Raw genomic sequence first — 18,815 nt, forward strand, 5'->3', positions numbered from 1 at the left:
GCTTCTAGCGTGAGGGCATGGCAGACCGCGAGAAAGACCGCCGCATCACGGACGTGGGCACCCTCAAGGCGCTCGCTCATCCGCTGCGGGCGCAGCTGTACCGGCTGCTGATCATCGCGCGGACGGCCACCGCGTCCCAGCTGTCCGAGCAGGTCGACGAGGCGGTGTCGCTGGTCAGCTACCACCTGCGCAAGCTGGCCGCGCACGGGCTGATCGAGGAGGCCGAGCCGCGCGGGGACGGACGTGAGCGCTGGTGGCGGCCCGCCTCGGACGGCGTGAGCATCCGCGACGAGGACTTCCGGGACGCCCCTGAGAAGGCCGCCGCGCACATCGCGGCCAGCCGCCTCTTCTTCGAACAGCGCGCCGACATGGTCCGCCGCTACCTCGACGAGCGCGCGCACTGGAGCGACGCGTGGACCAGCGCCTCCGACTCCTCCGAGTGGCTGCTGCACCTGACCCCCGACGAACTGCTCGAACTGGCCAAGGAGATGAACGCCCTCGTGCGCCGCTACGAGGAGCACGGCCGGGCCGCCATGGCCGCCGGCGACACCGAGGGCCGGGAGAACGTCGCGGTGCACACGTACGGCTTCCCCTTCCGTCTCTGAGAGGACCCCCCGCATGACCACCGGGCTCGAGAGCACGGCCACGGTCACCACCCCCGAGAAGCCCGCCCACCGGGACGGCAACGTCCTGCGCTGGGTCGGCGCCTACGCCTCCTCGATGGCCGGCGACGGTGTGTACTACGTCGCCCTGTCCTGGGCCGCGGTACAGGCGGGCACCCCCGCACAGGCGGGGCTCGTGATGTCCGTCAGCGCTCTCCCGCGCGCGGTGCTGATGCTGGGCGGCGGAGTCGTCGCCGACCGGTTCGGGCCGCGCAGGGTCGTCATCGGCAGTGACGCCGTGCGCTGCGCGGCCGTGCTGGCGGTGGCGGCACTGCTGTTCCTCACCGGCCCGGGGCTGTGGCCGCTGGCGGCTCTCGCCCTGGTCTTCGGCATCGTGGACGCCGTGTTCGTGCCCGCCGTCGGGGCGCTGCCCGCCCGGATCACCGGCCGGGGGCAACTCGCCCGGGTGCAGGGCATGCGGGGTCTCGCGTACCGGTTCGCCGTCGTGGTGGGGGCGCCGCTCGGGGGGCTCGGTGTGGCGGTGGGCGGGGCGGCGGCCGCGTTCGGGCTCGCGGGCCTGCTGATCGCCGTGTCCGTGCCGCTGCTGGTCTCCGTACGGATGCGGGAACTGCCGCCGGACGACGCGGTGGACGGGCGGGGCGGCACCGCCTGGTCCGACCTGGTGGCGGGCCTGCGGTACATCCGCCGTCACCGCGTTCTCGCTCCGCTGGTCCTGGCCATCGCCCTGGGGGACCTCGGGTTCGTCGGGCCGTTCAACGTGGGGCTGACGCTGCTCGCCGACGAGCGCGGGTGGGGCGCCTCCGGGATGGGCTGGGTGCTGGCCGGGTTCGGCGTGGGCGCGGGGTTCGTCTCGCTGCTGCTGGCGGTGCGGGGGCGGCTGCCGTACGCCGGGCGGGTGGCGGGATGGGCGCTGCTCGCGGGGGCGGTCGCCGTCGGCGCGCTGGCCTTCGTGCCGAGTCTCCTCGCGGCGGTGGGCACGGCACTCGCCGTCGGGCTGCTGGCGGGGCTCAGCGGCGCCATGTGCACGGCCCTGCTGCAGACTCACGCGGCCTCCGCCTACCTCGGCCGCGTCACCGCGGTCTCCAGCCTCGTCAGCCTCGGCCTGACCCCCCTCACCATGCCCCTGACGGCCGCGGCGATCGGCGCGTGGGGAACGGGGCCGGTGTACGTGGCCAGCGCGGCGGTGTGCGGACTGGGCGGGCTGGTCGCGCTGGGCGTGAGCGAGTTGCGGCGCGCGGAACTGCCCCGGTGAGGCACGGAGGGGCGGGCAGGGCGGCGACGCGGATGCGCCACACGCCCCGGACCCGGCCGGCGCTTGGTCGGGTGTGCCGTGTGGTCCTGGGTCTGGCCGGGGCTTGGTCGGGGCGCCGGTGTCTGCGGACCGGGTCGGTGGTTCGTCGGGTGTGCCGCGTGCCCCGGACCCGGCTGGCGCCTCGTCAGATGCCGAGTTGCTTCGCCTCGTGGAGCTTGGTGATCGCTTCCTTGTCGCCGTCCAGTTCGACCTTGGCGGCGCTTTGCCGGCCGTAGGAGAACAGCAGCAGCTCGGACGGTTCGCCGGTCACCGTGACGACGGGAGTCCCGCGGTGCGCCACCGCCGTCTGGCCGTCGGGGCGGCGCAGCACCAGGCCGGTCGGGGCACTGCGGCCCATCAGCCGGGCCGAACGCTCCAGACGCGACCACAGCGTGTCCTGGAAGACCTGGTCCAGCTCCCGCGGCGCCCAGTCCGGCCGGGCCCGGCGGACGTCCTCCGTGTGGACGTAGAACTCCACGGTGTTCGACAGCTCGTCCACCTGCTTGAGCTGGAACGGCGAGAAGCGCGGCGGGCCGGTGCGGATGAGCTGGATCAGCTCCTCGTACGGCTTCGCGGTGTACTCCGCCATCACCCGCTCCAGGCGCGGCGCGAGCTGCTTGATCAGCATGCCGCCGGCGGCGTCGGGACGGCGCTCGCGCACCACCACGTGCGCGGCGAGATCACGGGTGAGCCAGCCCTCGCAGAGGGTCGGGGCGTCGGGGCCCTCGGCCTCCAACAGATCGGCCAGAAGAAGTCGTTCACGCTTGGCGAAAGTCGACATGCCAGCCAGCCTACGACCCCCTGACGGGTCCGCCCACCCGTCACCCGACCACCGCCCCCCACCGAGGCGCTTCGCGCCGCTGTTTCCATTCAGTGGACACAGCCCGTCACTGTCCGTGGCGCGCGGCACAATGGCACCCATGACCAGTACGACCGGTACCCCCCGGCCCAGCAGCCTCGACCCCGAGATCGCCGCGCGGCTCAAGCGCAGCGCCGACGGGCTCCTTCCCGCGATCGCCCAGCAGTACGACACCGGTGAGGTGCTGATGCTGGGCTGGATGGACGACGAGGCGCTGCACCGCACGCTCACCACCGGCCGCTGCACCTACTGGTCGCGCAGCCGCCAGGAGTACTGGGTCAAGGGCGACACCTCGGGCCACTTCCAGTGGGTCAGGTCGGTCGCGCTGGACTGCGACGCCGACACCGTGCTGGTCAAGGTCGACCAGGTCGGCGCCGCCTGCCACACCGGCGCCCGCACCTGCTTCGACGAGGACGTGCTCCTCAAGGAGACCGAGGGCGCCGATTCCGCCGTACCGGCACGGGATCAGTAAGGTCAGCCGCCATGGACCTCGAGACCTTCCGCAAGCTCGCCACCGACCGGCGTGTCATCCCGGTCACGCGCAAGCTCCTCGCCGACGGCGACACCCCCGTCGCGCTGTACCGCAAGCTCGCCGCCGAGCGCCCCGGCACCTTCCTGCTGGAGTCCGCGGAGAACGGCCGCTCCTGGTCCCGCTACTCCTTCGTGGGCGTCCGCAGCGCCGCCACCCTGACCTCCCGCGACGGTGGAACCCACTGGCTCGGCACCCCGCCCGTCGGCGTTCCCCTGGACGGCGACCCGCTCGCCGCGCTGCGCGCCACCATCGAGGCCCTGCACACCCCGCACCAGGAGGGCCTGCCGCCCTTCACCGGCGGCATGGTCGGCTACCTCGGCTACGACATCGTGCGCCGCCTGGAGAAGATCGGCCCCGGCGAGCGGGACGACCTGAAGCTGCCCGAGCTGACCATGCTGCTCACCAGCGATCTGGCCGTGATGGACCACTGGGAGGGCTCGGTCCTGCTGATCGCCAACGCGATCAACCACAACGACCTCGACACCGGCGTCGACGAGGCCTACGCGGACGCCGTGGCCCGGCTGGACGCGATGGAGGCGGACCTGTCCCGCGCGGTCGCGCAGCCGCCTGCCGTCCTGCCGCCCTCGGAACTGCCCGAGTACACCGCGCTGTGGGGCGGCCCCGACTTCCAGGCGGCCGTCGAGGACGTCAAGGAACGCATCCGCGCCGGTGAGGCCTTCCAGGTCGTCCCCTCCCAGCGCTTCGAAACACCGTGCACGGCAAGTGCGTTGGACGTGTACCGGGTGCTCAGGGCCACCAACCCCTCCCCGTACATGTACCTCTTCCGCTTCGACGGCTTCGACGTCGTCGGCTCGTCCCCCGAGGCCCTGGTGAAGGTCGAGGACGGACGGGCCATGGTCCACCCCATCGCCGGCACCCGGCACCGCGGGGCGACCCCGCAGGAGGACCAGGCGCTCGCCGACGAACTGCTCGCCGACCCCAAGGAGCGCGCCGAACACCTGATGCTGGTCGACCTCGGACGCAACGACCTCGGACGGGTCTGCGAGCCGGGCTCCGTCGAGGTCGTCGACTTCATGTCCATCGAGCGGTACTCGCACGTGATGCACATCGTCTCGACGGTCACCGGCCGGGTCGCCGCGGGCCGCACCGCCTTCGACGTCCTGACGGCCTGTTTCCCGGCCGGCACCCTCTCCGGCGCCCCCAAGCCCCGCGCGATGCAGATCATCGACGAACTCGAGCCGTCCCGGCGCGGGTTGTACGGCGGCTGCGTCGGCTACCTCGACTTCGCGGGCGACTCCGACACCGCCATCGCCATCCGCACCGCCCTGCTCCGGGGCGGCACGGCGTACGTCCAGGCGGGCGCCGGCATCGTCGCCGACTCCGACCCTGTCGCCGAGGACCAGGAGTGCCGCAACAAGGCGGCGGCGGTGCTGCGCGCGGTCCACACGGCCAACCGGCTCGGACAGTAGGACGGGTCTCACGTGAACCCCGGGTGACGGTTCACCCGGGGTTCGGGCGATAGTGGAGTACGTGACTGCCGTACCTCACCCCCGTTCCGAAGCCGCAGGACCCTCCCGGGCCGGCCGCATCTCCCTCGCCGTCGCCCTGTCGGCCGGTGCGCTCGGCGCGGCCGTGGCGCTGCTGTCGACCCGGCAGCGCTGGTCGGAGGGCACCACGACGGTGGCCGGCGGCGCCTTCTCCCTGACCGCCAAGGGCAGTGACGTCACCGGCGTCCCCGCCGCGCTGGCCATAGTGGGACTGGCCGCGCTGGTCGCCGTGTTCGCCGTCCGCCGGGCCGGCCGCCTGCTGGTCGCGGCCCTGCTCGCGCTCTCCGGCGCCGGCACGGTCGCCGCGGCCCTGCTCGGCGCGTCCGACAGCTCGTCCCTCGACGACAAGGCCGCCCAGGCGGCCGGCGACACCTCGGCCACGGTGCACGCCCTCAGCCACACGGCCTGGCCGTACGTGGCCGCGGTGGGCGGCGCGCTGATCCTGCTGGCCGGGCTGCTCGCGCTGCGCTACGGGCGGTACTGGCCGGCGATGTCCGGCCGCTACGAGCGGGACGGGGCGGCCAGGCCGCGGCGCAGGCCCGCCGGCGTCGATCCCGACCGTCCCGAGGACCTGTGGAAGGCCCTGGACCGCGGGGAGGACCCGACGAGCGCGTAGGCGACGGCGCCGACGCGCGAAGGGCGACCCCCGGGCAGCGCACGCGCGCGCGTGCGGGACAATGTCGGCTGAGCGTCCGGCTCAGACACGTAATCAGCAACGAGGAGCAAGTCATGGCGGGCAGCAGCCACGGTCACACCCCGGCCGCCTGGACCGGTGTCATCATCGCCTTCATCGGTTTCTGCGTCGCGGGCGCCTTCATGGTCATGGCTCAGCCCGCGGGCTTCTGGGCCGGCATGGCGATCGTGGTCATCGGCGGCATCGTCGGCTGGGTGATGAGCGCCATGGGCATGGGGCAGCCGAAGGACGCGCACGACAGCTTCCAGGCGGAGCTGGCACAGAGCCAGGCGGCGCACGCCAAGAGCTGAGCGCGCACGGCTACTGCACGCACGCGTGAGGGGCGATCCGGAAAGCCGGGTCGCCCCTCACGCGTGCGCGGCGGCCGTTCCGGGGGAGAATGCCTGACGTGAACGTCGAGACCCGGACCGTCACGCCCTCCCGCGCCGAACCCACCACGGCGGCGCGGCTCGCCGTGCCCGCGGGCATCATGGCCGCCGTCGCCGGGGCCTTCGCCTACGTGGGCACGGTCGACCCCAACCAGCCCGGCCACTACCCCGTCTGCCCCCTGTACGCCGTCACCGGCCTGTACTGCCCCGGCTGCGGCGGACTGCGCAGCGCGCACGCCTTCGTCCACGGCGACTTCCTCGCGGCGCTCCACGACAACGCCCTGGCCACCGTCGGCTATCCGCTCTTCGCCGTGCTGTGGACCGTATGGGTGGTGCGTGCGGTACGGGGGCGGCCGCTGCGGCTCGGGCTCGGGTCGGCGCACCTGTGGGCGCTGGGGGCGTTGCTGCTGGTCTTCACTGTTGTCCGGAACCTGCCGTTCGGTGGCTGGCTGCATCCTTGATCAAACCGTGAACGTCCAGGTAGTGGGACCGGTGTCAACCGGATGCGGGGGCTACGCCGTCCTCCGGATACCATCGCAGTGACCATCGGTTTTCTCCCGACGGTCAAAAAGCTTCAACAGTCCACCGTCTGGAAGGGGGCCGCTCGCGTGAGTGTGCTCGACGAGATCATCGACGGAGTCCGTGCCGACCTCGCGGAGCGGCAGGCGCGCGTCAGCCTCGACGAGCTCAAGGAGCGTGCGGCGAAGGCTCCCACCGCCAAGGACGGGGTCGCCGCGCTCAAGGGCGACGGCGTCAAGGTCATCTGCGAGGTCAAGCGCTCCAGCCCCTCCAAGGGCGCGCTGGCCGCGATCGCCGACCCCGCCGGACTCGCCGCGGACTACGAGGCGGGTGGCGCGGCCGTCATCTCCGTCCTCACCGAGCAGCGCCGCTTCGGCGGCTCGCTGGCCGACCTGGAGGCGGTCCGCGCGCGCGTGGACATCCCCGTCCTGCGCAAGGACTTCATCGTCACGTCGTACCAGCTCTGGGAGGCCCGCGCGTACGGCGCCGACCTCGCCCTCCTGATCGTCGCCGCCCTGGAACAGCCCGCCCTGGAGTCCCTCATCGAGCGCGCCGTCTCCATCGGCCTCACCCCGCTCGTCGAGGTGCACGACGAGGACGAGGTCGAGCGGGCGGTGGACGCCGGCGCCAAGATCATCGGCGTCAACGCGCGCAACCTCAAGACCCTCGAGGTCGACCGCTCCACCTTCGAGCGTGTGGCCCCCGAGATCCCCGACCACCTCGTCAAGATCGCCGAGTCCGGCGTCCGCGGCCCCCACGACCTGATCGCCTACGCCAACGCCGGCGCCGACGCGGTCCTGGTGGGCGAGTCCCTGGTCACCGGCAAGGACCCGAGGACAGCCGTCTCGGACCTGGTGGCGGCGGGCGAGCACCCGGCTTTGCGGCACGGGCGCGGTTGATCTTTCGGTAGGCTGACCCCGATGACTCTCACCCTGACGACCGTGGACCGGTACGCCCGCCTCGCGCGCGGCTGCCGCCCACGCGGCTGCCGCGCCCCGGCCCGCCGCGTACACGGCCGCCGCGTGCGCTACGTCATCGGAGACGAACCCGGGCAGGTCAACGGCCGCCGATGGCAGCGCGCCCCACAGGGGCGCGGGGCTCTACTCGATGTGCGGCTGCCGCCGCGCGAGCGCGACAAGCCACAGACGGCCTGAGGTCGCACGACGAACTCCGCCCCCACGGCGAATAGTGTTTTTCCACGCACTCACCGTGAGGTATCCGCATGCCCAGCGACTTCTTCATTCCCGACCCCGAGGGTCAAGTACCGAGTCCCGAAGGCTACTTCGGCAACTTCGGCGGCAAGTTCATCCCGGAGGCCCTCGTCGCCGCCGTGGACGAGGTGGCCGTCGAGTACGACAAGGCCAAGCACGACCCCGAGTTCGCCCGAGAGCTCGACGACCTGCTGCTCAACTACACGGGGCGCCCCTCGGCGCTCACCGAGGTCCCCCGTTTCGCCGCGGAAGCCGGCGGCGCACGCGTCTTCCTCAAGCGCGAGGACCTCAACCACACCGGCTCCCACAAGATCAACAACGTCCTCGGCCAGGCCCTGCTCACCAAGCGCATGGGCAAGACCCGGGTCATCGCGGAGACCGGCGCCGGCCAGCACGGCGTGGCCACCGCCACCGCCTGCGCCCTGTTCGGCCTCGAGTGCACGATCTACATGGGTGAGATCGACACCCGCCGCCAGGCCCTCAACGTGGCCCGCATGCGCATGCTCGGCGCCGAGGTCGTCGCGGTGAAGTCCGGCAGCCGCACCCTGAAGGACGCCATCAACGAGGCCTTCCGCGACTGGGTCGCCAACGTCGACCACACCCACTACCTCTTCGGTACGGTCGCCGGCCCGCACCCCTTCCCGGCCATGGTCCGCGACTTCCACCGCGTCATCGGCGTGGAGGCCCGCCGTCAGCTCCTGGAGCGCGCCGGCCGCCTCCCGGACGCGGCGATCGCCTGCGTCGGCGGCGGCTCCAACGCCATCGGCCTCTTCCACGCGTTCATCCCCGACAAGGGCGTCCGCCTGATCGGCTGCGAGCCGGCCGGCCACGGCGTGGAGAGCGGCGAGCACGCGGCCACCCTCACCGCCGGGGAGCCCGGCATCCTGCACGGCTCCCGGTCCTACGTCCTGCAGGACGACGAGGGCCAGATCACCGAGCCGTACTCGATCTCGGCCGGCCTGGACTACCCGGGCATCGGCCCGGAGCACTCGTACCTCAAGGACAGCGGTCGAGGCGAGTACCGCGCGGTCACCGACGACGCGGCGATGCAGGCCCTGCGCCTGCTCTCGCGCACCGAGGGCATCATCCCGGCGATCGAGAGCGCCCACGCCCTCGCGGGCGCCCTGGAGGTCGGCAGGGAGCTGGGCGAGGACGGTCTGATCGTCGTCAACCTGTCCGGCCGCGGCGACAAGGACATGGACACCGCCGCGCGCTACTTCGGCCTGTACGACACCGACGCCGAGGTCGCGGCGAACGCCGCCGACACCGCGGAGATCGAGGGGGACGCCAAGTGAGCGGGAACATCCAGCTGCTGTCGGACACCCTCGCCGCCGCAAAGGCCGAGGGCCGGGCCGCGCTCATCGCCTACCTCCCGGCCGGGTTCCCGACCGTGGACGGCGGCATCGAGGCGATCAAGGCCGCCCTGGAGGGCGGGGCGGACGTCATGGAGGTGGGGCTGCCGCACAGCGACCCCGTCCTCGACGGTCCCGTCATCCAGACCGCCGACGACATCGCCCTGCGCGGCGGCGTCAAGATCGCGCACGTCATGCGCACGGTCAAGGAAGCCCACGAGGCCACCGGCAAGCCGATCCTCGTCATGACGTACTGGAACCCCATCGACCGCTACGGCGTCGAGCGCTTCACCGCCGAGCTGGCGGAGGCCGGGGGCGCCGGGTGCATCCTGCCCGACCTGCCCGTCCAGGAGGCGGCGCTGTGGCGGGAACACGCCCAGAAGCACGGGCTCGCCACGGTCTTCGTGGTCGCGCCCAGCAGCAAGGACGCGCGGCTCGCACAGATCACCGCGGCCGGCAGCGGCTTCGTGTACGCCGCCTCGCTCATGGGCGTCACCGGCACCCGTGAGTCGGTGGGCGCGCAGGCCCAGGACCTGGTCGAGCGGACCCGGGCGACCGGCACCGATCTGCCCGTCTGCGTCGGTCTCGGCGTGTCCGACGCCGCGCAGGCCGCCGAGGTGGCCGGCTTCGCCGACGGCGTGATCGTCGGCTCGGCGTTCGTGAAGCGGATGCTGGACGCGCCGGACGACACGGCCGGCGTCGAGGCGGTCCGCGCACTCGCCGGGGAACTGGCGAAGGGCGTGCGCGGCCAGGCGTAACGGCACACTACGGAACATTCGGTCACTCGAACGGGTGGACCTGGGACCGGGGAGGCGCGCTGCGCCTCCCCGGTTCGTTCTGGGGGTGTGAGCGAGAAGAACCGTGAGGGAAAGCGCACCGCCCGTGAGCGGCTGGCGGTCGAGCGCGAGAAGCAGAAGTCCGCCGAGAAGCGACGGCGGGCGCTGATCGTCGGCGCGAGCGTCGTCTGCGTGCTGGGGCTCGCCGCGGTGATCGGCGTGGTCGCCGCGAACGCCGGCAAGGACAAGGCCGGCAAGAGTTCGGGCCCGATCGCGGCGCCGTCCGGGGCGCAGGGCAAGGACAGTCTCGCGATCCCGGTCGGCAAGGACGGCGCCAGGCCGACGCTCACCGTCTGGGAGGACTTCCGCTGCCCGGCCTGCCAGGCCTTCGAGATGACCTACCGCCCGACCATCCACGAGCTGACCGACTCCGGACAGCTCCGGGTGGAGTACCACCTGGTCAGACTGATCGACGGCAACCTCGGCGGCACCGGCTCGCTGCGCGCGGCCAACGCGGCGGCCTGCGCCCAGGACGCCGGGAAGTTCCGCGACTACCACGACGTGCTGTACCAGAACCAGCCGAAGGAGACCGACGACGCCTTCGCGGACAACAGCAAGCTGATCGCGCTCGCGGGCAAGGTGCACGGCCTCGACACCCCGGCCTTCCGCACCTGCGTCAACGACGGCACGCACGACAGCTGGGTCGACAAGTCGGCCGCCGCGTTCAGGTCCAGCGGTTTCTCCGGCACGCCGACCGTGATCCTCAACGGCAAGAACATCTACCAGGACCAGACGATGACCCCGGCCAAGCTCAAGCAACTGGTACAGGAGGCCGCAAAGCGGTAAGGCGCACGGGGCGCATTCACACCTGCCCGTTATGGACCCGTAGCCGGGCCGCCTGCCGTGGTCCCGGTCCGGCACGGTAGCGTCGACCCTGCCATGGAAGAACTTGCCTACATTCCGAGCCCGTCGCGCGGGGTGCTGTATCTCGGCCCCATTCCGCTGCGCGGCTACGCGTTCTGCATCATCATCGGCGTCTTCGTCGCGGTCTGGCTCGGCAACAAGCGCTGGATCGCCCGCGGGGGACGGGCCGGGACGGTGGCCGACATCGCTGTCTGGGCGGTGCCGTTCGGCCTCGTCGGCGGCCGGCTCTACCACGTGATCACGGACTACGAGCTGTACTTCAGCCAGGGCCGTGACTGGGTGGACGCCTTCAAAGTGTGGGAGGGCGGCCTCGGTATCTGGGGCGCGATCGCGCTAGGTGGGCTGGGTGCCTGGATCGGCTGTCGGCGCCGGGGCATCCCGATGCCCGCGTACGCCGACGCCGTGGCGCCCGGTATCGCCCTCGCGCAGGCGATCGGGCGGTGGGGCAACTGGTTCAACCAGGAGCTGTACGGCAAGGAGACCAACGTTCCCTGGGCGCTGCACATCACGTCCTCGGCGGACGGTCGGGTGCCGGGGTACTACCACCCGACGTTCCTCTACGAGTCCCTGTGGTGCATCGGCGTCGCCTTCCTGGTCATCTGGGCCGACCGGCGGTTCAAGCTGGGGCACGGGCGGGCGTTCGCGCTGTACGTCGCCGCTTACTGCGTGGGGCGGGCGTGGATCGAGTACATGCGGGTCGACGACGCGCACCACATCCTCGGGCTGCGGTTGAACGACTGGACCGCGGGAATCGTGTTCCTGCTCGCGGTGGCGTACATCGTGGTGTCCTCGAAGAAGCGGCCCGGGCGGGAAGCGGTGGTCGAACCGGGGGCGGCGGACGAGCCGCCGGGCGAGGAGACCGAGGGCGAGGCCGAGGCCAAGGACGCCGAAGCCAAGGACGCCGACGTCAAGGACGCTGACGTCAAGGAGGCCGACGTGGAGTCCTCCGAGGAGAACGCCGCTGAAGCCGAGGCCAAGGACGAGGCCGAGTCGACCGAGTCGGCCAAGAAGCTCTGACGCACGACCGACGGCGGGTTTCGGCGGCTCAGGCCGCCGGGACCCGCCGGCGGCGTTTCATCGGCAGCGGTTGGCCAGGGACAGGGTGCGCCGGGCCGTTGCCACGACCGCCGCGTCGATGAAGCGGCCGTCCGGGAGGGCCTGGGCGCCCTGGTCTCTTGTCGCCGCCTTCACGATGGTTTCCGCCTCCTCGATCTCGTGGGTCGTGGGGAGGTAGGCCCGTTCGATGATGGGGAGCTGGCGGGGGTGGATGGCGGCTCGGCCGAGGAAGCCCAGGGCGCGACCGTGGGTGCAGGAGGCCGCCAGGGCCTCCAGGTCCCGGATGTCCGGGTGCACCGACTGCGGTGGCGGGGGCAGGCCCGCCGCCCGGGCGGCCACGACGACCCGGGAGCGGGACCAGTCGAGGCCCGCGTCCTCACGTACGCCCAGGTCGGCCCGGAGATCCGCCTCCCCCAGCGAGATGCCGCGCAGCGCCGGGTGAGCGGAGGCGATGGCGTGGGCGTGTTCCACGGCCACGGCGGTTTCCAGGAGGGCGTACAGGGCAAGGGCGTCGCCCGTCGACGAGTTCATGTGATGGGCGATGCGGATGATCTGGGACGGTGACGTCACTTTCGGCAGGCGCAGGCCCGACAGGCCCGGGAGCATGGCGATCGCTTCGAGGTCCCGGGGCGCCAGCGGGCCGTCCAGGGCGTTGACACGGACATGGACCGGGACCGGCGGGGAGTCGGTGAGGAGCTCGGCCGTGGCGGCGCGGGCGTAGTCCTTGCGGTCCGGGGCGACCGCGTCCTCCAGGTCGACCACCACGACGTCGGCGCCGGCGAGGAGGGCCTTGGCGACCACGTGCGGGCGGTCGCCGGGGGCGTACAGCCAGGTGAGCGGGGTGGTCCTCGCGGTCATACGGCACCCTCCTGCCGTAGAGCCGCCAACTCGGCCCGGCTCAGGCCCAGTTCGGTCAGGACCTGTTCCGTGTCAGCGCCGTGCGGGCGGCCCGCCCAGCGGATGGCGCCCGGCGTGGAGGAGAGCCGGAAGAGGACGTTCTGCATACGGAGCGGGCCGAGTTCGGGATCGTCGAGAGTCGTGATCGTGTCGAGGGCCTGGTACTGCGGGTCGGTGAGTACGTCCCGTACGTCCTGCACGGGCGCGATGGCCGCCTCCGCCTTCTCGAAGGCCGCGAGGACCTCCGTGCGGGTGCGGGTGGCGATCCAGTCGCCGACCGCCGCGTCGAGGACGTCCGCGTGCGCGGCGCGCTCGGCGCCCGTCGCGAACCAGGGCTCGTCGATCAGCTCCGGGCGGCCCACCAGGTGCATCACGCGTTCCGCGATCGACTGGGCGGAGGTGGAGACGGCGACCCAGGTGCCGTCGGCGGTGCGGTAGGTGTTGCGCGGGGCGTTGTTGGCCGAACGGTTTCCGGTGCGGGCCTGGACGTATCCGAGCTGGTCGTACCAGGTGGGCTGGGGGCCGAGGACCGTGAGGATCGGTTCGATGATCGCCATGTCGACGACCTGGCCCTCGCCGGTGCGGTCGCGCGCGGCGAGCGCGGTCAGCACGGCGTACGCCGTCGCCAGGCCGGCGATGGAGTCGGCGAGGCCGAAGGGCGGGAGCGTCGGAGGGGCGTCCGGTTCCCCGGTGATCGCGGCGAAGCCGCTCATCGCCTCGGCGAGGGTGCCGAAGCCGGGGCGGTGGGCGTAGGGGCCGAACTGGCCGAAGGCGGTGACACGGCTGAGGATCAGCCGGGGGTTGACGGCGGACAGCTCCGGCCAGCCGAGGTCCCACTTCTCCAAGGTGCCCGGACGGAAGTTCTCGATCAGCACGTCGGCTGTCGCGGCCAGGTGGAGCAGGGTGGCGCGGCCGCCGGGCTTGGAGAGGTCGAGGGTGATCGTGCGCTTGTTGCGGCCGAGGATCTTCCACCACAGACCGACGCCGTCCTTCGAGAGACCGTGGCCGCGGGAGGGATCCGGTTTGGTGGGGTGCTCGACCTTGACGACCTCCGCGCCGAAGTCGCCGAGCAGGGTGGCGGCGAGGGGGCCGGCGAAGAGCGTGGCGAGGTCGAGGACGCGCAGGCCGGTGAGCGGGGGCTGGGTGCCGGGAGTGGTCATGAGGAGCACCGCGCCTCGATCTCGGAGCGGTACGGCATCGACGCGGAGGCGCCGGGGCGCTGCACCGAGAGCGCGGCGGCCGCGGCGGCCCAGGTCAGGGCCTCACGGATGGGCCGCTCCTCGCCGAGGGCCACCGCGAGGGCGCCGACGAAGGTGTCGCCCGCGCCGGTGGAGTCCACGGCGTTGACCTGCGGGGCCCCGACGGCGAGGGGCTCGGCGTCCCGTGCCAGATACAGGCTGCCCGCCACGCCGAGCGTGACCACCACGGCCGGGACCTTCGCCAGCAGGGCGGTGGCCGCGTCGACCGTGTCGGTCTCGGCGGTGAGGGTGACCGCCTCGTACTCGTTGGCGACCAACAGGTCGGTGGCGGCGAGGAGTTCGGGGGGCAGGGGCTGTGCCGGGGCGGGGGTGAGGACCGTACGGACGCCGTGGGCGCGGGCGGTCCGCGCTCCCGCGACGACCGCGGGCATCGGGATCTCCAGCTGCAGCAGCAGGGTGTCGGCGGAGGCGATGAGGCCCTCGTCGCCGGGGACGAGGTGGTCGACGGTGCCGTTGGCGCCGGGGATCACGACGATCGCGTTGCCACCCTCGTCGTCGACGACGATGTGGGCGGTGCCGGAGGGGCCGTCGATGGTGCGGAGCAGGTCCGTCTCGACGCCCGAGTGTTCCAGGGTGGAGCGGAGACGGGTGCCGTAGGTGTCGGTGCCGACGGCACCGATCATCGACACGGTGGCGCCCGCGCGGGCCGCGGCGATCGCCTGGTTGGCGCCCTTGCCGCCGGGGATCGTACGGAACTGTCGTCCCGTCACGGTCTCTCCGCGCTGCGGGGCCTTCTCGACATAGGTGACGAGGTCCATGTTCGTGCTGCCCAGCACGACGATGTGGGTCATGGGCGGGATGCCTCCCGGTGGGTGAGGTGGGCCAGGGTGTCGAAGCCGACGCCGTTGAAGTCGCCGACGGACGTGGACAGCCGGTTCTTCAGGGGGGACGTCCAGCGGTCGGGGAGGGCGGCGGGGCTGCCGGTGAGCAGTGCGGCGATGCCGCCCGCGGTGGCGCCGTTGGAGTCGGTGTCCAGGCCGCCCGACACGGCACGGGAGATGGAGCCGGTGAAGTCGCCGTCGGCGTGGGTGAGGGCGGCGGCGATCAGGGCCGTGTTGGGGATGGCGTGGACCCAGTGGTGGGTGTCGGCGTAGAGGGCGTGGAGTTGGTCCACGACGGTGTCGAAGTCGGGCTGTTGTGTGGCCAGCCGGATGGCGTGACGGATCGCCTCGGACAGGCGGGAGCGGGGTGGGATCACCGTGAGGCCGGTGCTCAGGCAGCTGTGGATGTCGTGGGTGCCCGTGGCGGCCTCGGCGATGACGGCCGCGGTGAACATCGCCGCGTAGACGCCGTTGCCGGTGTGGGTGAGGGCGGCGTCCGCGTGGGCCTGTTCCGCGGCGGCGGCCGGGTCGCCGGGGTTGGTCCAGCCGTGGACGTCCGCGCGGATGAGGGCGCCGATCCACTCACGGAAGGGGTTGCGGTGGCGGGCGGTGTGCGGGGGCTCGATGCCGGTGAGGAGGTTGCGGTAGGCGACGCGTTCGGCGGTGAAGGTGCGGCCGGCGGGGAGTTCGTCCAGCCAGAGCCTCGCGACGTCGGCGGTGGTGAAGCCGCGGCCGTGGCGTTGGAGCAGGAGCAGGTTGAGGAGGGGGTAGTTGAGGTCGTCGTCCTCGGGCATCCCGTCGATGTTCTCGACGAGGGAGGTGGGGGCCGAGCGGCGGTTCCAGGGGTGCTGTGAGAGGAGTTCTTCCGGGACCCCTCGGGCGGTGAAGTAGGTGTTCAGGGGCCAGTTGCCGGTGGATCGGGCCAGTTGGCGGATGCCGGTGAGGGGGAGTTTCTCGACGGGCTTGCCCAGGAGGCAGCCCGCGGCCCGGCCCAGCCACGCGGCTTCCAGACGGAGTCGGCTCGTGGCCGCTCGGACCGGCCGGGGCCAGTCGGGGCAGCAGGCCTTGATCCTCGTGAGGTCGGTCGGCTCCGCCTCGGTCAACGTGCCGGGCAGGTCCGCCAGTTCGTCCAGCAGATCCTCCGCCAGTTGCCGCAGGTAGCGCGATGCCCGTTCCGTCGACGCACCCGCTCGGCCGGGGGCTTGCGCACCCCCCGCCGCCCTCCAGCGCGCCGCGATCACCGACGCCTCACGACCGTCCAGAGCCGCCTGACGCAGCTCATGGCCGATCAGGTCCTCCGGCTGTACCCAGGTCAGTCGGAGCATCCGAGGCTTCCGAGTCCCGTGAACGCCGCCTCGTGCGCCCGCCGTCGCCGTACGTCCCGCTCGAAGATCTCGTACGCCACCTCGGTGAGGACGCGGGCCGGTTCCCACAGGTCCAGACGGCTCGCCTCCGAGACCGTCTTGGACCAGTCGTCCGGGACCGGGGAGCCGAGGGCGCCGGTCAGGGCGCCCGCCATCGTGGCGATCGAGTCGCAGTCCCGGCCGTAGTTCACCGAGCCCAGGACCGCGTGGCGGTAGTCGCCGCCGGAGACCAGCACCATGCCGAGGGCGATGGGGAGTTCCTCGATGGAGTGCAGACGGGAGGGGCGGCGGGCGCCGAGGGAGGGGGCGCGGTAGTCGGGGCCCACCGTGTCGTACGGCGTCACCGCCTCGCGCAGCGGGACCAGGGCGGACTCGAAGTCCGTGTGCCGGGACGCCACTTCGCAGACCCGCTCGATCGCCTCGCGGGTGCCGTCCTTGGCGAGGGAGAGGACGGTCGAGACGATCGTGTCCGGGGTGGCACCGGGGACGCAGGCCGCCGCCACCGCCGCCGCGAGGACGGCCGCCGCCTCCCGGCCGTACGACGACTGGTGGGCGCCCGCGACGTCCAGGGCCTCGGCGTAGGCGGCCGCCGGATCGGCCGCGTTGACCAGGCCGACCGGGGCCATGTACATCGCGGCGCCGCAGTTGACGATGTTCCCGACGCCGGCCTCGCGCGGGTCGGCGTGGGCGTAGTGGAGGCGGGTCACCAGCCACTTCTCGGCGAGGAAGACGCGGTGGAGGGGAAGGGCCTCGGCTTCCAGCTCCGGGATCCAACGCGGGTTCGTCATCAGGTCGGGGACCAGGTGGTCGGCGATCGCGTACGCGTCGAGGTGGTCGCGGACGCTTCCGTAGACCCGTACCAGCGCGTGCGTCATCAAGGTGTCGTCGGTGACGTGTCCGTCGCCCTTGTGGTACGGGGCGAGGGGGCGGGCCGTGCGCCAGGCGTCGCCGTTCCAGGGGCCGACGATGCCGTGGACGCGGCCGCCGTGACGTTCGAGGATCTGGGTGGGGGAGTAGCCCTCGACCGGGCCGCCCAACGCGTCCCCGACCGCCGCGCCCACGAGGGCTCCGGTGATGCGGTCCTCGAGGCCGTTTGTTTCTTGTTCTGCGAGGCTGGTTGTTTCCTGCTCTTTGGGCGTCATGCCCGAATCATCCTCCCGGTGGAGCCGGTTGCGTGGCTTCCAGGAGTTCGGCGAGTTCCACCAGGTCGGTGGCGGTGAGGCGGGGGAGCGCGCAGCCGGAGAGGGTGCGGCAGGCGTCCCGCCAGGAGGCCGGGATCGTGCTGCCGCCGCCCAGTGCTCCGGTCAGGGCGCCGGCGAGGGCGGGGGCGGAGTCGGCCACTCGGGAGAGACAGGCCGCCGCCGGTACCGCTTCGGCGATGCGGCCCCTCGCGGCTGTCGTCAGGGCCAGCGCCACGGGGACGGTTTCGGCGGCCGCGATGCCGTAGCTGTAGACGTGGTCGACGATCTGGTGTTCCAGGAGGGGGACCAGGGCGAAGGCGGACTCGGCCTGGCGGGCCAGGTCGAGGGCGTGGCGGGCGTTGCGGCCGATCTCGGTGGTCCCGGGGAGTTCGGCGAGGGCGGCCGTCACACAGGTGTGGACGTCGGCGCCGGTCAGCGCCAGGGACACCGCCGCCGCCATCGCGCGGGCACCGTGCACGCCGTCGCCGTCCTGGGTGTAGCGGGCGTCGAACTCGGCCAGCTCCGCGGCGAGTCGGGGGTCGCCCGGGTGGGCCACGGCCAGGACGCAGGCCCGGACGCAGGCCGCGTCGTCGAAGTAGTGGGGGTTGTCGTGGCCGGTGGCGGGCGGGCGGAGACCGGCGGCGAGGTTGCCGAGGCCGGCGCGGACGGAGATGCGGGCGCGAAGGGGGAGGACGGCGGACTCCACCTCCGGGGCGCGTTGGGCCGCGGCGGCGACCTCGCTGGCCAGGGCGTTCCAGGTGAGGTCGATGGCGGCTCTGGTGCGGCGTTCGCGGCTGAGGTCGCCGAGGGCGGTGTCGTCGCCGGCGCGGAGGAGGGCCTCGGCGGCGAAGGCCGCCCACTCGGCGTCGTCGGAGGGGCCGAGGAGGAGGGGCTCGGGGGGTTGGTTGAGGGCGATGGGGACGGGGAGGGTGGTCGTGGCGTTGTGCTCGGCGAAGTTGTCGAGTTCCCGGGTGAGGCGGCGGGTCCAGTCGGGCATGCGGGTGGCTCTGTGGCGGGCGGAGGGCCAGCCGGCGGCGTCGCCTGCGGCCAGGCCCAGCAGCAGGCCGACCGTTCTTCCGGCCTCGGCGGGTCGCTGCGGGGGCTTGTTGCCGGCCAGCGTCTCGGTGGGGCGCTGTGGGGGCTTGTCGCTGACCAGCGTCTTGGTGGGTCGCTGTGAGGGTTTGCTGCTGACCAGCGCCTTGGTGGGTCGCTGCGGGGGTTTGTCGCCGACGAACGTCTCGGTGGGTCGCTGTGAGGGTTTGCTGCCGACGAACGCCTTGGCGGGGCGCTGTGAGGGTTTGCTGCCGACGAACGCCTTGGTGGGTCGCTGTGAGGGGTTGCTGCTGACCAGCGCCTTGGCGGGGCGCTGCGGGGGCTTGTCGCTGACCAGCGTCTCGGCTTCGTCTTCGGCGGGCTCGCTCCCACCCGCACCACCCGCACAACCATCGTCGTCGGGTGCGGGTGGCCCCTGTGGGGCGTCCCCGTCGACGGCGGCCGCGGGAGCTGTCGGCTGCGTACTGAGCGTCGGTACAGCCGTGCCGTCGGTACCCACGGGGGCGGGGGGCGCGTCCGTGAGGGCG

Annotated in this window: 20 protein-coding genes; 13 read left to right on the forward strand and 7 right to left on the reverse strand. The window is 72.6% G+C overall.

All coding sequences use genetic code 11. The features are described 5' to 3' along the window. The first annotated feature begins 17 nt into the window (after nucleotides 1-17). Entirely contained in the window at nucleotides 18-605 is a 588-nt protein-coding gene (locus ABZ453_RS02695) for a helix-turn-helix domain-containing protein (protein WP_359010822.1), read from the forward strand. Nucleotides 606-618: 13 nt separating this feature from the next. Continuing rightward, a complete protein-coding gene (locus ABZ453_RS02700) occupies nucleotides 619-1,875 on the forward strand; it encodes an MFS transporter (protein WP_359010824.1) in 1,257 nt (418 codons plus the stop codon). A gap of 184 nt (nucleotides 1,876-2,059) precedes the next feature. Here the strand turns inward: ABZ453_RS02700 and ABZ453_RS02705 are convergent, their stop codons facing one another. Next, nucleotides 2,060-2,695: a TIGR03085 family metal-binding protein gene (locus tag ABZ453_RS02705; protein WP_359010826.1), complete on the reverse strand. Its 636-nt coding sequence runs from the start codon at nucleotides 2,693-2,695 to the stop codon at nucleotides 2,060-2,062. A gap of 139 nt (nucleotides 2,696-2,834) precedes the next feature. Between ABZ453_RS02705 and hisI the strand changes: the two genes are divergently transcribed. The 11 genes from hisI (at nucleotide 2,835) to lgt (ending at nucleotide 11,674) form a co-directional block, all read left to right on the forward strand. Beyond that, complete coding sequence (gene hisI, locus ABZ453_RS02710; RefSeq protein ID WP_359010828.1) at nucleotides 2,835-3,245, forward strand: phosphoribosyl-AMP cyclohydrolase; 411 nt, start codon at nucleotides 2,835-2,837, stop codon at nucleotides 3,243-3,245. A gap of 11 nt (nucleotides 3,246-3,256) precedes the next feature. Beyond that, nucleotides 3,257-4,735 carry an anthranilate synthase component I gene (locus tag ABZ453_RS02715; RefSeq protein WP_359010830.1) on the forward strand — a complete coding sequence of 493 codons (1,479 nt, stop codon included), beginning with the start codon at nucleotides 3,257-3,259 and terminating at the stop codon, nucleotides 4,733-4,735. A 52-nt stretch (nucleotides 4,736-4,787) separates the two neighbouring features. Continuing rightward, entirely contained in the window at nucleotides 4,788-5,429 is a 642-nt protein-coding gene (locus ABZ453_RS02720; RefSeq protein WP_359010831.1) for a TIGR02234 family membrane protein, read from the forward strand. Between the two features lie 113 nt (nucleotides 5,430-5,542). Then, nucleotides 5,543-5,797 carry an HGxxPAAW family protein gene (locus tag ABZ453_RS02725; RefSeq protein ID WP_359010833.1) on the forward strand — a complete coding sequence of 85 codons (255 nt, stop codon included), beginning with the start codon at nucleotides 5,543-5,545 and terminating at the stop codon, nucleotides 5,795-5,797. Between the two features lie 89 nt (nucleotides 5,798-5,886). Further along, nucleotides 5,887-6,336, forward strand: coding sequence for a DUF2752 domain-containing protein (locus ABZ453_RS02730; protein WP_359010835.1), 450 nt, complete (start codon nucleotides 5,887-5,889; stop codon nucleotides 6,334-6,336). A 147-nt stretch (nucleotides 6,337-6,483) separates the two neighbouring features. After that, nucleotides 6,484-7,293 carry an indole-3-glycerol phosphate synthase TrpC gene (gene trpC, locus ABZ453_RS02735; RefSeq protein WP_359010837.1) on the forward strand — a complete coding sequence of 270 codons (810 nt, stop codon included), beginning with the start codon at nucleotides 6,484-6,486 and terminating at the stop codon, nucleotides 7,291-7,293. A gap of 21 nt (nucleotides 7,294-7,314) precedes the next feature. Beyond that, a complete protein-coding gene (locus tag ABZ453_RS02740) occupies nucleotides 7,315-7,548 on the forward strand; it encodes a tryptophan synthase subunit(beta) (RefSeq protein WP_359010839.1) in 234 nt (77 codons plus the stop codon). A gap of 68 nt (nucleotides 7,549-7,616) precedes the next feature. Beyond that, nucleotides 7,617-8,900 (forward strand): tryptophan synthase subunit beta, encoded by a 1,284-nt coding sequence (gene trpB, locus ABZ453_RS02745; protein ID WP_359010841.1) that lies wholly within the window; start codon nucleotides 7,617-7,619, stop codon nucleotides 8,898-8,900. Beyond that, on the forward strand, nucleotides 8,897-9,715 hold the full coding sequence (gene trpA, locus ABZ453_RS02750) for a tryptophan synthase subunit alpha (RefSeq protein ID WP_359010843.1): 819 nt from the start codon (nucleotides 8,897-8,899) through the stop codon (nucleotides 9,713-9,715). Before trpB ends, trpA begins: the two co-directional genes overlap by 4 nt. An 87-nt stretch (nucleotides 9,716-9,802) precedes the next feature. Then, the gene (locus ABZ453_RS02755; protein ID WP_359010845.1) at nucleotides 9,803-10,579 is read left to right on the forward strand and encodes a thioredoxin domain-containing protein; all 777 of its coding nucleotides are present in this window, start codon (nucleotides 9,803-9,805) and stop codon (nucleotides 10,577-10,579) included. A gap of 93 nt (nucleotides 10,580-10,672) precedes the next feature. Continuing rightward, nucleotides 10,673-11,674: a prolipoprotein diacylglyceryl transferase gene (gene lgt, locus ABZ453_RS02760; protein WP_359010847.1), complete on the forward strand. Its 1,002-nt coding sequence runs from the start codon at nucleotides 10,673-10,675 to the stop codon at nucleotides 11,672-11,674. 57 nt (nucleotides 11,675-11,731) lie between these two features. On the opposite strand, the gene ABZ453_RS02765 is transcribed toward lgt, so the two are convergent. Genes ABZ453_RS02765 through ABZ453_RS02790 form a run of 6 tightly spaced genes read right to left on the reverse strand, consistent with a single transcriptional unit; the run spans nucleotide 11,732 to nucleotide 18,352 of the window. Continuing rightward, the gene (locus tag ABZ453_RS02765; RefSeq protein ID WP_359010849.1) at nucleotides 11,732-12,571 is read right to left on the reverse strand and encodes a CoA ester lyase; all 840 of its coding nucleotides are present in this window, start codon (nucleotides 12,569-12,571) and stop codon (nucleotides 11,732-11,734) included. Further along, nucleotides 12,568-13,770, reverse strand: a complete 1,203-nt coding sequence (locus ABZ453_RS02770; RefSeq protein ID WP_359010851.1) for a CoA transferase — start codon at nucleotides 13,768-13,770, stop codon at nucleotides 12,568-12,570. The genes ABZ453_RS02765 and ABZ453_RS02770 overlap by 4 nt, the downstream gene beginning before the upstream one ends. Further along, a complete protein-coding gene (gene rbsK / locus ABZ453_RS02775; RefSeq protein ID WP_359010853.1) occupies nucleotides 13,767-14,660 on the reverse strand; it encodes a ribokinase in 894 nt (297 codons plus the stop codon). Before rbsK ends, ABZ453_RS02770 begins: the two co-directional genes overlap by 4 nt. Then, nucleotides 14,657-16,015 (reverse strand): ADP-ribosylglycohydrolase family protein, encoded by a 1,359-nt coding sequence (locus ABZ453_RS02780; protein ID WP_359010855.1) that lies wholly within the window; start codon nucleotides 16,013-16,015, stop codon nucleotides 14,657-14,659. The genes rbsK and ABZ453_RS02780 overlap by 4 nt, the downstream gene beginning before the upstream one ends. Beyond that, on the reverse strand, nucleotides 16,003-17,196 hold the full coding sequence (locus ABZ453_RS02785; RefSeq protein WP_359010856.1) for an ADP-ribosylglycohydrolase family protein: 1,194 nt from the start codon (nucleotides 17,194-17,196) through the stop codon (nucleotides 16,003-16,005). The genes ABZ453_RS02780 and ABZ453_RS02785 overlap by 13 nt, the downstream gene beginning before the upstream one ends. A 7-nt stretch (nucleotides 17,197-17,203) precedes the next feature. Further along, the gene (locus ABZ453_RS02790) at nucleotides 17,204-18,352 is read right to left on the reverse strand and encodes an ADP-ribosylglycohydrolase family protein (RefSeq protein ID WP_359011173.1); all 1,149 of its coding nucleotides are present in this window, start codon (nucleotides 18,350-18,352) and stop codon (nucleotides 17,204-17,206) included. Nucleotides 18,353-18,815 lie beyond the last annotated feature (463 nt).

Origin of the sequence: Streptomyces sp. NPDC005799 (assembly GCF_040630525.1) — a bacterium.
In the GTDB taxonomy this organism is placed as follows: Bacteria; Actinomycetota; Actinomycetes; order Streptomycetales; family Streptomycetaceae; genus Streptomyces; species Streptomyces griseorubiginosus_B.

Bases quoted from the DNA above. Each gene is read 5' to 3' on its own strand.
- ABZ453_RS02780 (WP_359010855.1), bottom strand. From the start codon at position 16,015: ATGCTCCGACTGACCTGGGTACAGCCGGAGGACCTGATCGGCCATGAG.
- rbsK (WP_359010853.1), bottom strand. From the start codon at position 14,660: ATGACCCACATCGTCGTGCTGGGCAGCACGAACATGGACCTCGTCACC.
- ABZ453_RS02695 (WP_359010822.1), top strand. From the start codon at position 18: ATGGCAGACCGCGAGAAAGACCGCCGCATCACGGACGTGGGCACCCTC.
- trpB (WP_359010841.1), top strand. From the start codon at position 7,617: ATGCCCAGCGACTTCTTCATTCCCGACCCCGAGGGTCAAGTACCGAGT.
- hisI (WP_359010828.1), top strand. From the start codon at position 2,835: ATGACCAGTACGACCGGTACCCCCCGGCCCAGCAGCCTCGACCCCGAG.
- ABZ453_RS02700 (WP_359010824.1), top strand. From the start codon at position 619: ATGACCACCGGGCTCGAGAGCACGGCCACGGTCACCACCCCCGAGAAG.
- ABZ453_RS02770 (WP_359010851.1), bottom strand. From the start codon at position 13,770: ATGACCACTCCCGGCACCCAGCCCCCGCTCACCGGCCTGCGCGTCCTC.
- lgt (WP_359010847.1), top strand. From the start codon at position 10,673: ATGGAAGAACTTGCCTACATTCCGAGCCCGTCGCGCGGGGTGCTGTAT.
- ABZ453_RS02725 (WP_359010833.1), top strand. From the start codon at position 5,543: ATGGCGGGCAGCAGCCACGGTCACACCCCGGCCGCCTGGACCGGTGTC.
- ABZ453_RS02740 (WP_359010839.1), top strand. From the start codon at position 7,315: ATGACTCTCACCCTGACGACCGTGGACCGGTACGCCCGCCTCGCGCGC.
- ABZ453_RS02765 (WP_359010849.1), bottom strand. From the start codon at position 12,571: ATGACCGCGAGGACCACCCCGCTCACCTGGCTGTACGCCCCCGGCGAC.
- ABZ453_RS02785 (WP_359010856.1), bottom strand. From the start codon at position 17,196: ATGACGCCCAAAGAGCAGGAAACAACCAGCCTCGCAGAACAAGAAACA.
- ABZ453_RS02715 (WP_359010830.1), top strand. From the start codon at position 3,257: ATGGACCTCGAGACCTTCCGCAAGCTCGCCACCGACCGGCGTGTCATC.
- ABZ453_RS02730 (WP_359010835.1), top strand. From the start codon at position 5,887: ATGCCTGACGTGAACGTCGAGACCCGGACCGTCACGCCCTCCCGCGCC.
- ABZ453_RS02705 (WP_359010826.1), bottom strand. From the start codon at position 2,695: ATGTCGACTTTCGCCAAGCGTGAACGACTTCTTCTGGCCGATCTGTTG.